The following is a 14,709-nucleotide window of genomic DNA, read 5'->3' on the forward strand; positions in this document are numbered from 1 at the left end:
CCTGGTGTCGGCGGGCCTGTTGACCTGCAACGGTATCGGTCTGAGACCTTGCTATTCGTTGGCTCGCGCCGTACTCTCGGGGCATGGCAAAGAACAGACTTGCGGCAGGCGAGGCCGGCGCGGTGCAGGTGACCGCGTACGACAAGGACGGCAACAAAGATGCGACGGGCAGGGCCATCTCCTACTACATCGCCAACACCAGGTACGGCGCACTGGATGGTGGGCGTCCGGTCCGCGTGCAGGCCCGTGGCCGGAACCGTTCCGTTGCTGAGGATGCGGTGAAGCGCAAGGCGCGGGAACAGTACGCCGCCAGGCTGGAGGCTATGGGGGCGAAGGATGCGGCTATGTCGATCCCATCCACCTGGGACGGTTTCGCCGCCCTTCATCTGGCATGGATCGAGTCCGACGACTCCGACTACTCCGATGCGACGATGCGCGTCTACACCGGTGCGATGAAGCATCACGTGCTCACCGAGGGCCACGAGTTCAACGGCCGCGAGCTTTCCTCGCTGGCACACCTGGAGCTGCGGGAGTGGTTGCAGGGCATCGCTAACGATCACGGCAACGGCGCGGCGCATAGTGTGAAGTCAGTAGTTGGCGGCATGTTCAAGCGCGCCGTTGGCTACGGCATCGTCTCCGCCCCCGGCCCGATGGCTGGCATGGGTGCAGTGAAGCGCTCACGCCGCACTGAGGCGAAGGTGAAGACGGAGACGGAGCGCAAGGCGCTGGAGGATGGCAAGGTGCTGCGCGAGAGGGACACTGACCGGGCTCTCACCGCTGAGGATCAGGAGCGCCTGCTCACCTTCATCGAGAAGGACAAGCGGACCAACGACAACGACACTGCCGACCTGATCCGCTTCATGCTCAGCACCGGCGTTCGCATCGGCGAGGCACTGGCGCTCCGCTGGGAGGACGTGAAGCTCACCGGGAAGTCTCCGTCAGTGTCGATCAACGGCACGCTGGGCCGGGTCAAGGGTCAGGGCATCGTCCGGCAGGCGTGGACGAAGACGGAGGCCGGTGAGCGCTTCGTCTACATCGGCTCCGACACTGCCGATCTGCTGCGCGAGCGCTATGCCCGCATGACCGAGATCGGCCAGGAGAAGCCGCTGCCAATGTCTCCCGAAGGTGCAGTGTTCCCGTCGATCAATGGGACCTGGCGGGATCAGTCCAACGTCAACGATGCGATGCGGCATGTGTTCGATCACGAGGACGTGAACGTGCCGTGGGCCACGACGCACACATTCCGTAAGACGGTGGTCACCGATCTCCTCAACGCTGGCATGTCGCCTAACCAGGTTGCCGCCCATGTCGGCCACGGAGACGCTTCGTTCACCCTGCGCACCTATGCGGACTCCGTGACCGCCCCGAAGGATGCCGGGAACCTGCTCCAGCTGGCACGAGCTGGACGGAAAAAGCCAACCATTGAGCCAACGGCTCCCGAAAAGCGCCATCTTCGAGCGGTCTGATCAGGCATAGTGCCTGGTCAGCAGTGCCCCCAGCAGGACTCGAACCTGCAACCTACGGATTAGAAGGCCGTTGCTCTATCCATTGAGCTATGGAGGCTGACGGCGGATGAGTCTACCGAGGATCCGGCCCTCCCATCGTGCGGACCGGCCCCCGGCACCGATGGAGGTGATGCTTCTCTGAGTCCATGGTTCCTGACTCCGCCCGTTCCCGTCATCGTCAGCTGCGCGCCGCTGCGGTCCTGATCCTGATGCAGGGCATCCTCATGGAGGCCACGGTGTTCCTCGGAGTCCTGTGCCTGCTCGCACTCGACATCCCCCCGGAGGTGATCACCGAGCGTACTGAGATCTTCGCCCTCGGCTACCTCCAGGAGAATCTCTACCCGATGATGCTGCTCAGCGGCGTGTTCGCGGTGCTGCGGATCCTCGGCGCGGTAGCGCTGTGGCGGAACCGGCTTTGGGGCCTCGCTCTGTCACTCATGATGTGCCTGGTCACCTTGGTGCTGATGGTCTTCCTGCTGCCCCCGGGGATCGCCGATGGGATTCTCTCGGGTGCGGCGCTGGTGCTGATCCTGCGCGGCTGGCTCGGGACGGACGGGGCGGGGCAGCCTCGGCGGATCCTCTCCTGAGCGGCGAGGGCTACCTGCTACTCGCTACTCGCTACTCGCTACCCGCCCACCGGCGCCGACCGCCCCGAGCGCCGGTGTCCTGCCGCCGCCCTCCCGGTAGACGCCCTCCCGGTAGCGGAGCGCCGGGACCGGCCTGGCACCGCGGGCAGAACCACAGCACCCGCGCCTCCGCCCCCTCCAGCCTCGGGTCAGCGAGGTCCCCTCGCTCGATCCGGGCGCGGCAGCGGCGGCACTGCTTCCCGCCGCGTCCGTAGACCCACAGGTCCCCGTCCCGGCCCAGCATCCCGCCGGTGGTGACCCGCACCGAACGGGCCTGGTTCAGCACCAGGAGCCGACGTGCGAGATCAACGAACTCGCCGAGGTCGCCCGCGGCACCGGTCGGGGCGGCGGGGTGGACACGGCGCAGGAAGCAAAGCTCGCTGCGGTAGATGTTGCCGATGCCGGCGAGGTTGCGCTGATCGAGCAGCCCGAGCCCGATCGGGCGTTCGGGGTCCGCAGCCAGGTTCACGATGGCGCGGTCGCGCAGCCCTGCGTCCTCGTCCCACGTGGGATCCAGGAGATCCGGGCCGAGATGGCCCACGAGCGAATCCTCGTCGGCGGTGCGCACCAGGCGCACCTGCTTGACGTCGTAGGCGATCGCACGGGCCTCGCGGCCGTCCTCGTGCTGGGCGGTGAGCAGCACGCGGATCGTGTCCGCAGGTCGGGGCCCGGCACTGGTGTCGCTCGAGCGCAGGGCTTTCCCGTTCACGTGCCAGATCCCGTCCATCATGAGGTGGGTGTGCAGGGTCAGCGGCGCCGGTCCCGGGACCGGTGGCAGCAGCCGCATCAGCAGGTGCTTGCCACGTGGCCGCACCTCGTGCACACGCCAGCCGACGAGGTCGGCGGTCGCGGAGCGCGGGACCCGGAGATCACATGTGGTCAGGACCGCCCCGGCGAGGGCGTCATGCAGAATCCGGCACTGCCGGGCGACGGTGTCACCTTCGGGCATCAGCAGTCCCTCTCAGGCATCAGCAGATGTCCTACCATCAGCAGACTTCCCGGCATCAGCGATCGCCCGCCCTGAGCCGGATCGAGCGCGGCGAGCGGTAGCTGCCGCCCGCCACGAGCGCCTCACCGATCGAGGTGACCGCGGCGGCGTCGATCGGGTGGCCGTTGATCCGTTCGAGCCGCAGCTGCGGCAGGCGGGAGTCCTCGGCGATCGCCCGCACCAGCTGTGCGGCGAGCCCCTGGGTCGCCGAGTCGTCGGCCCACCACAGCAGGTGCTTGCCGCCCTTGTCGACGAAGGCTGCTACCTGCCCGTCGGCCAGCAGCACGAGCGCCCCGGCGCGACGGGCGGGGCGGGCGGTCGCGCCATCGGGCGGCGGGATCGTGAGCGGAGGCCAGGGGAGCGCCGCACCGTAGGGGTTCGCGGGGTCGGTCGCGGCGAGTGCGACGCAGAGGGCGTCGGCCGACGGGCCGCTCTCTCCTTCCTCGCCGCCTCGTCCCGTCTCCGCCTCTCGGTCCCGGTCGCGCAGACGGTCCACCGCCTCGACAGGCGCGAACTGCGAGGCGCCGAGCCCGTCGATGAAGTAGCCGCGGCGGCAGGCACCGTTCTCCTCGAGCGCTCCGAGCACGCGGTACACCGCGGCGAAACCGCCGGGGACGTCCTCGACGTCCATCGCCCCGCGGGTGACCACCCCGTGCCGGTCCAGCAGCAGCGTCGCGATCGCCGCGGCCCGAGCTGAGGGGTCCACGCCCTCGACCCGCACGGCGGACCAGCGCCCCGCGCCGACGGGACCGGCCACGAGCTCGGAGACCGAGCTAGCGCCCTGACGCAGCATCGCGGCCGACAGCCGTGCCGCCCCGCGCCGGGTGAGCGGACGGGAGCGTCCCGCGCCGCGCGCCGCGGACTTCGGGGCCGAGCCGCGGCCATAGCTGCGCAGCGCCTCGAAGGAATCGTTGGTGATCAGGGCACGGAAGGCCAGGTCCCACAGCGCTTCGTGCACCGCGGCGGGCTCGAGCGCCTGGCCCTGGTCCGCGAGCGCGGTGAGGATCTCCCCGTGCCGCAGCGCCCCGGGTGTGCCGCGCAGCAGCGCGAGGATCCGGGCTGCGGGGGAGCCGTCTGCGAGATCCGCCGCGGCCTCCTCGAGCGCGGTCGCGTCCAGGCCCAGCGGCAGAGCGTCAGCGAGATGGAGCCGGATCCAGGCGTCGTCCCCGCCGAGTCGGCCGTGCCCGGTCCACACCAGCTCTCCGGAGGCGAAGGCCGCGTCGAGCATCGCGGGGGTGATCTCCGGCAGCCGCGCCGGCAGCACCTGGGACTCCCAGGCCGACAGCGGCAGGGACACCCCGGTGAGCTGGTCGATCACCGAGAGCAGGCCGTCCCGGCCGCGCCAGTGCGCACTCTCCCGTCGGCCGTCGGGCCGTCGACCCGCCAGGTGCTGCCACTGCCCGAGGAACTGTGCGTAGACGGGACCGGGCACCGGCGCGATCTCGCGCCGCGAGGCGGCGAGGCTCGCCCGACGGATGCGCCGCAGCACCTCCGCATCGACCCATTCCTCGCCCTCGCGGCCAGGCGTGAACTCGCCCTGCTGCAGCGCCCGTTCGGAGGCGAGCTGCTCGAGGGCGCTGCGCGCGACACCAGGAGCCAGGCCGAAGACGTCAACCGGCTCGCCGGCGAGGAACGGCCCGCGGCCGCGCGCCCAGCGGGAGAGCAGCTGCGCGACGGCCCGATCCACGGGGGCGAGATGGGCCTGCGGAATGCCAGGCGGCAGCGCGGTGCCGAGCGCGTCACGCAGCAGCCCTGCGTCCTCGACCGCGGCGAGATGCTCCGCCCCGGCCAGGCGCACCGTGATGATCCGCCGGGCATCCCGCAGCTCGTCGAGCGCGGCCCCCAGATCGAGGCCCTCGGCGCTGCGCTCGGCGAGCTGGGTGCGGGTGAGCGGGCCGAGGCGCCGCAGCGTGTCGGCGATCTGCTCGGTGCCATGGAGGGCACGCTCGGCGGTGAGGCCCTGCAGGCGCTGCTCCACCTCGGCGATCACCTCGGCATCCAGCAGCTCGCGCAGGCTCACCGTGCCCAGCAGCTCCGCGAGCAGCGACTGGTCCAGGGCGAGTGCGGCGGTGCGGCGCTCGGCCAGCGGTGCGTCGGCGTCGTAGATGAACTGGGCGAGATAGCCGAACAGGAGCGAGCGCGCGAAGGGCGAGGGGGAGGGGGTCTCGACCTCGCGCACCTCCACCCGGCGCCCGCCGATCTGCCCCATGAGCTCCACCAGGGCGGGCAGGTCGTAGACGTCCTGCAGGCACTCGCGCGCCGCCTCGAGCATAATCGGGAAGTCCGGGTGCGGCCGCGCCACCTCGAGCAGGTGGGCGGAGCGCTGCCGCTGCTGCCACAGCGGCGCGCGCTGGTTCGGATCCCGCCGCGGCAACAGCAGGGCACGGGCCGCGCACTCGCGGAACCGGGCCGCGAACAGGGCGGAGGAGCCCACCAGACGGCGCACCTCCTCCTCGATCTCCTCCGGAGTGAACACGAACAGGTCCGCGCCGGGCGGCTCCTCACCGTGGGGAATGCGCAGCACGATCCCGTCATCGGCCGCCATCACCTGGCCGTCCAGGCCGTACCGCTCCTCCACCCGGGCACCGACCGCGAGCGCCCAGGGACCGGTGATCCGCTGCCCGTAGGCGCAGTGCAGCACCACCCGCCAGTCGCCGAGCTCGTCGAGGAACCGCTCGACGACGAGCTGCTGCGGCCCGGGAACCACGCCGGTGACCTGCTGCTGCTCGGCCAGGTGGTCCAGCAGCACGGTGCGGGCGTTCTCATCGAGGCCGAGCGCGGCCAGGCGGGCAGCGGCGTCGGTGCGGTCGGCTCCGGCGAGCTCCGCCTGCGCCGTCGCGATCGCTCGGCCGAGGCTCGCCGGGCGCCCGTCGCCGTCGCCATGCCAGAAGGGGATCCGCCCGCTCATGCCGAAGGCGGGGGAGACGGTGACGCGCGAAGCGGTGATCTCCTCGATCCGCCAGCTCGTGGTGCCCAGCGTGATCACATCCCCGCGACGGGACTCGTAGACCATCTCCTCGTCCAGCTCGCCCACCCGCCGCGGCTGCGAATCGTCCTCGCTCGCGACCAGATGCACCGGGTACAGGCCGCGGTCGGGGATCGTGCCGCCGCTGGTGACCGCGAGGCGCTGGGCGCCGGGACGGCCCGACAGGGTCCCGGTCTCGTGGTCGTGCACGAGCCGCGGCCGGAGCTCGGAGAAGTCGGTGGAGGGATAGCGGCCGGCCAGCAGATCGATGGTCTGGTCGAAGGCGGAGCGGGGCAGCGCCCGGTAGGGATGCGCGGTGCGGATCAGGTCGAACCAGTCCTCGACCTGCAGATCATCCATCGCGGCGGCCGAGACGGTGTGCTGGGCGAGCACGTCCAGAGCGTTGCGCGGCACGGAGAGCGGCTCGATCCTGCCCGCGACCGCCTCCTGCACCGCGACGGCGGAGCGCAGCACATCTGCGGCGTGCAACGGATGCAGGGAACCGTGGGAGACCGCACCGACGTCATGTCCCGCGCGACCCACCCGCTGCAGCAGGCTCGAGACGGACATCGGCGCGGCGACCTGCAGGACCAGGTCCACCGCGCCCATGTCGATCCCGAGCTCGAGCGACGAGGTCGCGACCACGCAGCGCAGCGTCCCGGACTTCAGCTGCTCCTCGATCCCAGCGCGCACCTCCTTGGACATCGAGCCGTGATGGGCGCGGGCGATGTCCTCGAGCTCATCTCCAGCAGGCTCCGGGGCTCCATCGGCGGCGGACCGCCGCGCGTGCAGGCGGTTGAGCTTGCCGGTCAGGCGCTCAGCCTGGCTGCGGGAGTTCGTGAAGACGATGGTCGAACGATGTGCGAGGACCTCCTCGAGCACGGCACGTTCGACATGCGGCCAGATGGTGCCGGACACGTCCTCGTCGTCGACCGCATCGGCGGGAGGCTCGATCGCCTGCAGATCGCGCACCGGGAGCGTCACGGTGATGTCCCAGCGCTTGGTCGACTCCGGTCTCACCACGGTCACCTCGCGGACACGGCCGGAGCCGGTGAGGAAATCGGCGACCTCCTGGACCGGTTCGACGGTGGCGGAGAGCCCGATGCGCTGGGCAGGCGCCTCGAGCAGCGCATCGAGCCGGGCCAGCGACAGTGCGAGGTGCACGCCCCGCTTCGTCCCCGCGACCGCATGCACCTCGTCGAGGATCACCGTGTCCACCCCGCGGAGCGTCTCGCGCGCCTGGGAGGTGAGCATCAGGAACAGTGACTCGGGAGTGGTGATCAGGATCTCCGGGGGATGGGAGATCAGCCGCCGACGCTCGGCGGCCGGCGTGTCCCCGGTGCGCACGCCCACGTTGATCGCGGAGCGGGGCGTTCCCAGCCGCTCCGCCGCCCGTGCCGTGCCCACCAGGGGCGAGGTCAGGTTCCGCTCGACATCGACGCCGAGGGCCTTCAAGGGGGAGAGGTACAGGACCCGGGTGAGGCCGCGCCCGGATCCGGTATTCGCAGCAATGGTCGGCTGCCGTTCGGCGCGTGACGTCGCCAGGCGATCGATCGCGGTGAGGAAGGCGGCGAGAGTCTTGCCCGAGCCGGTCGGTGCGACGACCAGCGTGTCATCACCGCGCTCGATCGCCTCCCACGCAGCCGACTGCGCTGGGGTGGGCGACTCGAACGACTCGGCGAACCACGTCGCGGTGGCAGCAGAGAAGAACGAGGGGAGAGCGCGGCGAGACAGGGCCATTGACCCATTGTGGCCCGCAGGGCCCACACGCCGCCGCGCGTCGGCCGTACTCCGTGCTGGGGAAGAGGCGGATGCTGGCGACCCTGCCAACTCGCAGTCCATCGTGGCAGGATGGATGGCACGGCGGGTCCCGCACCAGCTGGCCCCGCGCACCACACGACGAAGGGATGATCCACATGGCGGAGTACACGCTTCCTGATCTCGATTACGACTACGGCGCGCTGGATCCCTCGATTTCGGGCAGGATCATGGAGCTGCACCACTCCAAGCACCACGCGACCTACGTCAAGGGCGCGAACACGGCGCTGGAGAAGCTTGCCGCGGCTCGCGAGGCGAATGATTTCGGGACCGTGAACCAGTTCTCGAAGGACCTCGCGTTCAACCTCGGTGGTCACACGAACCACTCGATCTTCTGGAAGAACCTCTCGCCCGAGGGTGGCGACAAGCCCACCGGTGAGCTCGCGCAGGCGATCGATGAGTTCTTCGGCTCGTTCGATGCGTTCCGTGCGCACTTCACCGCGGCGGCGCTGGGCATCCAGGGCTCGGGGTGGGCTGTGCTGGCATACGAGCCGCTCGGCGGGAACCTCGTGATCGAGCAGTTCTACGATCAGCAGAACGGTGTGCCGGTCGCAACGATCCCGCTGTTCCAGCTCGATATGTGGGAGCACGCCTTCTACCTGGACTACCAGAACGTGAAGGCTGACTACGTCAAGGCGGTCTGGAACATCGTGAACTGGGCCGATGTTCAGGCGCGGTTCGAGAACGCGACGAGCAACGCCTCCGGCCTGGTCATCCCCAAGGCCTGACCTGCTCCGGCGCATGATCAGCACCAGCGCCTGATCCGGCTCGGCGTCGGATCCGACTCAGTGCCGGATCCGATTCAGCGTCTGATCCACCTCGTTGCGCGGGCCGTCACCGGCCCGTGTCCGGGATGACAGCGGCCGGTCCCTCCACGGAGGGGCCGGCCGCTGCGCTGTCCGCACCTCACTCCCGCCCGACCGTTCCTCCACAGAGCCGCTTCGTCCACAGGAATCGCTCTGCACTGGAAGCGACGGGGCGCGACCGCGACGCTGAGGGCATCGGCAGGGAGCCGAGGCCGGGAAAGTCCCGGTACCTGAGGAAGGACACCGCCATGCGGGATATCCAGACCACCATCATGGGCAACGCCACCGCCGACCCCACCTCACATCCGCAGGACGACGGATCCGTCACCGCCAAGGTGCGGGTCGCGGTCACCGGGCGTTACTACAACTCGTCCGCGCAGGACTTCACCGACCGCAAGACCGAATTCGTCACCGTGTTCGCTCGGAAACAGCTGGCGCGCAACCTGCTCGCCTCGGTGCGCAAGGGTCAGCCGCTCATCGTCACCGGCCGGCTGAACACCTCCGAGTGGACCGGTGAGGACAACACCGCCCGCCACTCTCTGAACATCCAGGCAGAGGCAATCGGCCACGACCTCACCTTCGGCAGCACCAGCTTCGCCCGCCCTCTGCGGTCGGTGGATGTGCCCGATATGGATCCGAACACCGGGGAGGTCCTGCCCGCGGGAACGGCAGTCGAGGCTGACACATCGACCGGAGACGACGAGGCGACGACCGTGGAGGAGGGGTCGAACGACGACTCCTATGCGTCGGTCTTCTGAGCTCGACTCACCACCGGTCTCAGTCGGCGGCCTGCAGGGTCTGGACGAGAGCCTGGGAGATCTCCGGCAGCAGCGCGGCGCCGAGGACGTAGTCGTCCTTGTCGCTGCGCTGCACCGCAGACCAGGTGGTGCCGTCGGCCAGCGCAGCCACGACCACTCGCAAGGAGCTGCCGCTGGGCAGCTTCTGGTCCTTCTCGTCATCGCGGGCGCTCCACGCGGACGGTGCGAGGTCGCAGACGATCGCCCCGCCCGCAGCCAGCTCCGGCCACTGCGCCGACTCGAGCACGGCGAGCGGATCAGCCGCGGTGGGGGAGCCGTCGTCGAGATCGATCGGCGTGAGATGGAGATCGTCGGGGGCGCCGGCTTCGCCGTCTGCCGCGCCGAGCAGCGCGGCGAGCGACGGGGAGGCTGCCATCAGCTCCGCGCTGCGGGCCAGGGCGAACAGGCGTGGTGCGGGCAGAACGCTGCCCTCCACATGGCGGGCGACCTCGAGAACCGCAGCGGCAAGCGCGGCGGTGGAGGCGTCGAGTGGGTCCGGGGCCGGAGTCGTCATCGGATCGAGAGGTCCCTCACAGGTTCGGCCTGACAGAATGGGTGGACCGTCGCGTCTCGCGGCGGCACCACACTGTACCCGGATACCGGAGTCTCGTCCCCTGCCCAGCAGGCGATGTGATCACGGGCTCCGGCACCGAGGCACCTGAGGTTATCTGTGAGTTTCTCCGCCCCGTTCGGCGACATGCCACGGCCGCGCCCACGACCGGCCCCTGACGCGAGCTCTGGTGGTCCCCGGCGGATCTCGCCGCTGGCGATCACCATCGGCATCCTCGCGCTGCTGATCGTCCTGCTGGTCCTCGCCTCCGAGATCTGGACCAAGTACCTCTGGATGGACCAGCTCGAGTTCACCGATGTGCTCATGACCCGCTGGATCACCCAGGCGCTCCTGTTCCTGGTCGGCTTCATCGTGTTCGCAGTCCCGCTGTTCCTCAGCCTGCGCATGGCCTACACCAGGCGTCCCGTGTACCCGCCGGTCACTCGTGAGCAGGAGGCGCTCGAGCAGTTCCGCGCCGCCGTGGATCCGCTGCGCCGTGGGCTCACCTACGGTGCTCCGGTCGTGATCGGTGCCTTCGGCGGGCTGGCTCTGTCACGGGGCTGGAAGGACGTGCAGCTTTTCCTGCACCCCCAGGACTTCGGCCAGGTCGATCCGATCTTCGAGAATGACATCTCGTTCTACGTCTTCACCTTGCCACTCATCGACATGCTGATCTCCTTCGGGCAGTTCGTGCTGCTGGTCTCGATCGTCGGCGCCGTGATCGGTCACTTCATCTATGGCGGCGTCAGCTGGGGTCAGGACAGCGGGCTCGAGGTCACCCGGTCCGCACGGCGGCATCTCGGAGTGCTGGCCACGATCTATGTGCTGCTGCTCGGCGCTGGCCACTGGTTCCAGCGCTATGACCTGCTCACTGCCGTCCATACACGCTTCGAAGGCGCCTCCTACGCGGACCACAACGCCATCCTGCCCGCGCAGACCATCCTCGCGATCGCCTCGATCGTGGTGGCGGCGATGTTCGTGGTGTGGATCTTCCGCTCCGACTGGCGCATCCCCGCGATCGGCGCGGGCCTGATGATCCTCTCCACCTTGGTGGTCGGGAACCTCTACCCGTGGGCCATCCAACAGTTCCAGGTCCAGCCCAACGAGCGTGCGCTCGAGCAGCCCTACATCCAGAACAACATCGACGCCACTCGCACCGCGTTCAACCTCGACGATGTCAACGAGGTCCCGTACACGGCCACTACCGATGCTGAGCCGGGGGCGCTGCGTGAGGATGCTTCGACCACCGCGCAGATCCGACTGATGGATCCCAACATCATCTCGCCGACCTTCGAGCAGCGTGAGGCGAACCGCCAGTACTGGGGCTTCGACGAGGTGCTCAGCGTGGACCGTTACGAGATCGACGGCGAGCTGCAGGACACCGTGATCGGCGTTCGTGAGCTGCGGCCGGACAAGTTCGGTCTCGCCGATCGTTCCTGGGTGGATCAGCACGTCATCTACACCCACGGCTACGGCACCGCCGCCGCCTACGGCAACCGTCGCAACGCCGATGGCGAGCCGAGCTTCCTGCAGTCCGGCGTGCCGGGCAGCGGCGCGTTCAGCGAGCACGAGGAGCGCGTCTACTTCGGTCGCCATTCCCCGGACTATTCGGTCGTCGGCGCTCCTGAGGGCAGCGAGCCCGAGGAGTTCGACTACCAGCGTGGCAGCACCGATGACGAGGAGGGCGGGGACCAGGTCTACAACACCTTCCAGGGTGATGGTGGGCCCGCGGTGGGCAGCTTCTTCAACCAGCTGCTGTACGCGATCAAGTTCCGCGATCCCAACATTCTGATCTCCAACTACCTCAACGAGGAGTCACAGATCCTCTATGACCGCGACCCTCAGCATCGGGTCCGTGAGGTCGCACCGTTCCTCTCGCTGGACTCCGAGATGTATCCGGCCGTGGTCGATGATCAGCTGGTGTGGGTGGTCGACGGCTACACCACCACCACGGAATATCCGTACGCCCAGTCTGTGGATCTGGACCAGACGGTCAACGACTCCCAGACCAATCCGAACAACACGGCCGCCAACCGTGAACGCTCGGCGAATTACATGCGCAACTCCGTCAAGGCGGTCGTGAACGCCTTCGACGGCTCGGTGACCCTCTACACGTGGGACACCGAGGACCCGATCCTGAAGGCCTGGGCTGAGGTGTTCCCGGAGGCGCTGCGCCCGGCCTCCGAGATCAGCGGCGATCTGATGTCGCACCTGCGCTATCCCGCGGACTACTTCAAGTCCCAGCGCGAGATCCTGTCGACGTACCACGTCACCGACGCGGATGACTTCTTCACCCAGCAGGACTTCTGGCAGGTGCCGCCGGATCCCACCGTCCCGGCGCCGACCAACACCGATGGCACCACGGGCCAGCAGGCCCCGCAGCCGCCGATGTACCTCACGATGCAGATGCCTGACGCGGAGAACCCGCGGTTCATGCTCTCCTCGAGCTTCATCCCCTCCGACGGCCAGAACGTGCTCACGGGCTATCTCGCCGTGGACTCGGAGACCGGGAACGCCGAAGGGAACCCCGCCGACAGCTTCGGTGACATGACGCTGCTCGTGCTGCCGGCCTCGAACCCGGTCAACGGCCCTGGCCAGGTGCAGGCCACCTTCAACGCGGAGCCGAACGTCTCCCAGGCGCTGAACCTGCTGAAGTCCGGAAACTCCGAGGTCATCAACGGCAACCTGCTCACCCTCCCGGTGGGCGGCGGCCTGCTCTACGTGCAGCCCGTCTATCTGCAGTCCTCGCAGACCGGCGGCGGTACCCAGTACCCGTTGCTGCAGATGGTGCTGGTCTCCTTCGGCGAGAAGATCGGCTTCGCGCCGACGCTCGACGAGGCGCTGGACCTCGTCTTCGGCGGTGACTCGGGCGCCGACGCCGGTGATGCCGAGGTCGTCGACCCTGACGCACCCTCCGGCACTGCTGACACCGAGACGGGTGACGGCACTGTCGATGAGGGCGAGCAGGCTCCGGCCGAGGGTGAGGAAGGGCAGCAGGCCCCGCCGCCCGCTGCCGGGACCGCTCAGGAGCGCCTGGACCAAGCCCTCACGGATATGGACACCGCGGTCACGGATGCCGAGACTGCGATGGCCAGTGGGAACTGGGCCGCCTATGGCGACGCGCAGACACGTCTCAGTGATGCGCTGAACCGTGCGATCGAGGCGAACAAGGAGCTCGGCGGCACCGGAGTGCCGGCCCAGCCCTCCGATGGCGGGGGCGGCTGATCCGTCGCTGACCATCCCTCCCAGGACGCCCGACCGGCGCCGGCCCACGCCGGATCCGGCCGGGCGTTCCGGCGTCCAGGCAGGTGAACGGCCTATGAACGTGTCATGGCACACGTTCGACCACTCTCGGTTGGACGTGGGGGCGAGGGGGTCGTAGAGTTACACATGTCGACGCGGGGTGGAGCAGTTCGGTAGCTCGCCGGGCTCATAACCCGGAGGTCGTAGGTTCAAATCCTGCCCCCGCTACGAGATAGGGCCCCTGGCCAGCAGAAATGCTGATCAGGGGCCCTAGTTTTATGCTCGATCGCGGGGACCGCCTTCGCACGGTCTGACCTTCCTGTCCACCGGCTGACCCAGGCCAGGCTCTCGGTGTCGACCGGGGCGACGAGCGGCCAAGTGCGGTGAGAGCAGATGGGTTCGGCTCTGCAGACGCAGCTCGGCCTGGCAGAGTCCGTTCGGCACGAGGACTTGGACCCTTCGCACCTCGCCGATCAGCACCTCGTCACGGCCACCCCCAGGCAGAGGCTGGGCGATGCTCTGCGGCTCGATAGACGCAGGAGGTGCGGAGCCCGGGGCCCGTCGCGCTGAGGACGCTGCAGCGGGCCTCAGCAAGCCCCGGCCGGCTCAGAGACCTGGCTGCATGTTGCCGGGCGCGCTCAGGAGCCGTCGCGCTGATCCTCCAGGCGCGTTGCGGTGAAAGAGATCTGGTCGAAGACGACGTCGCAGCCCTCGCCGGTCGGCGACTGCACTTCGAAGCCGATCTGCAGAGAAGCGGGGGAGTCGAGGGCGAAGAGACGCACCATGTCCCACCGCAGACCGTCGAACGAGCTGTGGAACGCGTAGATGCCATCGATCCGGCTGATCCGCAACCACACCTGCTCGCCCTCGACGATCATCGCGTTCGCGTCATCGGAGACCTTGCGGTTGACCACCGACACCACGGTCGTGCTGCCGTCCGGGGCGGCCTCGAAGCACAGCTTCGCCCAGTGCTCCTCGTCGTGCCAGAGCATCAGCACCCCGGCATCGAACTTCGAGTGGAAGCCGACCGTGACCCGTGCGCTGAGCTGGAAGTCGCCCTCCGGCGCTGTACCGAACAGCGTCCCCGCATTGAGCGTGGGCTCCGCGCCGGGGAACGGCGCGATGAAGATGTCGGTTCTGGCCTCGGAGGTGGCCCGCAGCTCGTCCTCTCCGACAACTTCCCATGGCACCCGCGACGGTTCGAGCGGGAACGGGAGCGCGGGCAGGGTGAGGGCAGACATCACAGAACTCCTACGAGTCGTCCGGGACTCCTACGAGTCATCCGGGGCGGAACAGTCGTGAGCCGGGATCGGCATCGGACGCGCAAGCGGTCGAAGGCGAGTCTACGGTGGGGTGTTCGGCGGCATCGCTATCGGCATCGGCATCGGCATCGCCTTCGGCATCGTTATCG

At 68.9% G+C, this 14,709-nt stretch carries 9 protein-coding genes and 2 tRNA genes; 6 read left to right on the forward strand and 5 right to left on the reverse strand.

Going from position 1 to position 14,709, the window contains the following annotated elements:
• The first annotated feature begins 83 nt into the window (after positions 1 to 83).
• Positions 84 to 1,466, forward strand: a complete 1,383-nt coding sequence (locus tag ACT3SQ_RS08870; protein ID WP_444601062.1) for a tyrosine-type recombinase/integrase — start codon at positions 84 to 86, stop codon at positions 1,464 to 1,466.
• A 24-nt stretch (positions 1,467 to 1,490) separates the two neighbouring features.
• Here the strand turns inward: ACT3SQ_RS08870 and ACT3SQ_RS08875 are convergent.
• Positions 1,491 to 1,563 (reverse strand) — tRNA-Arg (locus ACT3SQ_RS08875).
• Between the two features lie 88 nt (positions 1,564 to 1,651).
• Here ACT3SQ_RS08875 and ACT3SQ_RS08880 point away from each other — a divergent pair.
• Entirely contained in the window at positions 1,652 to 2,092 is a 441-nt protein-coding gene (locus tag ACT3SQ_RS08880) for a hypothetical protein (RefSeq protein ID WP_442332819.1), read from the forward strand.
• 31 nt (positions 2,093 to 2,123) lie between these two features.
• Here ACT3SQ_RS08880 and ACT3SQ_RS08885 read toward each other — a convergent pair whose 3' ends face one another.
• The gene (locus ACT3SQ_RS08885) at positions 2,124 to 3,080 is read right to left on the reverse strand and encodes a DNA-formamidopyrimidine glycosylase family protein (RefSeq protein ID WP_441446209.1); all 957 of its coding nucleotides are present in this window, start codon (positions 3,078 to 3,080) and stop codon (positions 2,124 to 2,126) included.
• 55 nt (positions 3,081 to 3,135) lie between these two features.
• Positions 3,136 to 7,824 (reverse strand): ATP-dependent helicase, encoded by a 4,689-nt coding sequence (locus ACT3SQ_RS08890; RefSeq protein ID WP_441446208.1) that lies wholly within the window; start codon positions 7,822 to 7,824, stop codon positions 3,136 to 3,138.
• A 176-nt stretch (positions 7,825 to 8,000) separates the two neighbouring features.
• Between ACT3SQ_RS08890 and ACT3SQ_RS08895 the strand changes: the two genes are divergently transcribed.
• A complete protein-coding gene (locus ACT3SQ_RS08895) occupies positions 8,001 to 8,630 on the forward strand; it encodes a superoxide dismutase (RefSeq protein WP_444502098.1) in 630 nt (209 codons plus the stop codon).
• A gap of 326 nt (positions 8,631 to 8,956) precedes the next feature.
• On the forward strand, positions 8,957 to 9,466 hold the full coding sequence (locus tag ACT3SQ_RS08900; RefSeq protein ID WP_441446003.1) for a single-stranded DNA-binding protein: 510 nt from the start codon (positions 8,957 to 8,959) through the stop codon (positions 9,464 to 9,466).
• Positions 9,467 to 9,485: 19 nt separating this feature from the next.
• Here ACT3SQ_RS08900 and ACT3SQ_RS08905 read toward each other — a convergent pair whose 3' ends face one another.
• Positions 9,486 to 10,019 carry a PPA1309 family protein gene (locus tag ACT3SQ_RS08905; RefSeq protein ID WP_441446004.1) on the reverse strand — a complete coding sequence of 178 codons (534 nt, stop codon included), beginning with the start codon at positions 10,017 to 10,019 and terminating at the stop codon, positions 9,486 to 9,488.
• Between the two features lie 156 nt (positions 10,020 to 10,175).
• Between ACT3SQ_RS08905 and ACT3SQ_RS08910 the strand changes: the two genes are divergently transcribed.
• Positions 10,176 to 13,280, forward strand: coding sequence for a UPF0182 family membrane protein (locus ACT3SQ_RS08910; RefSeq protein WP_441446005.1), 3,105 nt, complete (start codon positions 10,176 to 10,178; stop codon positions 13,278 to 13,280).
• A 172-nt stretch (positions 13,281 to 13,452) separates the two neighbouring features.
• A tRNA-Met gene (locus ACT3SQ_RS08915) sits at positions 13,453 to 13,526 on the forward strand.
• A gap of 410 nt (positions 13,527 to 13,936) precedes the next feature.
• On the opposite strand, the gene ACT3SQ_RS08920 is transcribed toward ACT3SQ_RS08915, so the two are convergent.
• Positions 13,937 to 14,539 carry a DUF1349 domain-containing protein gene (locus tag ACT3SQ_RS08920; RefSeq protein WP_441446006.1) on the reverse strand — a complete coding sequence of 201 codons (603 nt, stop codon included), beginning with the start codon at positions 14,537 to 14,539 and terminating at the stop codon, positions 13,937 to 13,939.
• Between the last annotated feature and the right edge of the window lie 170 nt (positions 14,540 to 14,709).

Origin of the sequence: Brachybacterium sp. AOP42-C2-15, from assembly GCF_052377065.1 — a bacterium.
Lineage (GTDB): Bacteria > Actinomycetota > Actinomycetes > Actinomycetales > Dermabacteraceae > Brachybacterium.

Excerpts from the sequence above, each read along its gene's own strand:
- ACT3SQ_RS08870 (WP_444601062.1), top strand. The coding sequence starts at position 84 with ATGGCAAAGAACAGACTTGCGGCAGGCGAGGCCGGCGCGGTGCAGGTG.
- ACT3SQ_RS08880 (WP_442332819.1), top strand. The coding sequence starts at position 1,652 with ATGGTTCCTGACTCCGCCCGTTCCCGTCATCGTCAGCTGCGCGCCGCT.
- ACT3SQ_RS08885 (WP_441446209.1), bottom strand. The coding sequence starts at position 3,080 with ATGCCCGAAGGTGACACCGTCGCCCGGCAGTGCCGGATTCTGCATGAC.
- ACT3SQ_RS08890 (WP_441446208.1), bottom strand. The coding sequence starts at position 7,824 with ATGGCCCTGTCTCGCCGCGCTCTCCCCTCGTTCTTCTCTGCTGCCACC.
- ACT3SQ_RS08895 (WP_444502098.1), top strand. The coding sequence starts at position 8,001 with ATGGCGGAGTACACGCTTCCTGATCTCGATTACGACTACGGCGCGCTG.
- ACT3SQ_RS08900 (WP_441446003.1), top strand. The coding sequence starts at position 8,957 with ATGCGGGATATCCAGACCACCATCATGGGCAACGCCACCGCCGACCCC.
- ACT3SQ_RS08905 (WP_441446004.1), bottom strand. The coding sequence starts at position 10,019 with ATGACGACTCCGGCCCCGGACCCACTCGACGCCTCCACCGCCGCGCTT.
- ACT3SQ_RS08920 (WP_441446006.1), bottom strand. The coding sequence starts at position 14,539 with ATGTCTGCCCTCACCCTGCCCGCGCTCCCGTTCCCGCTCGAACCGTCG.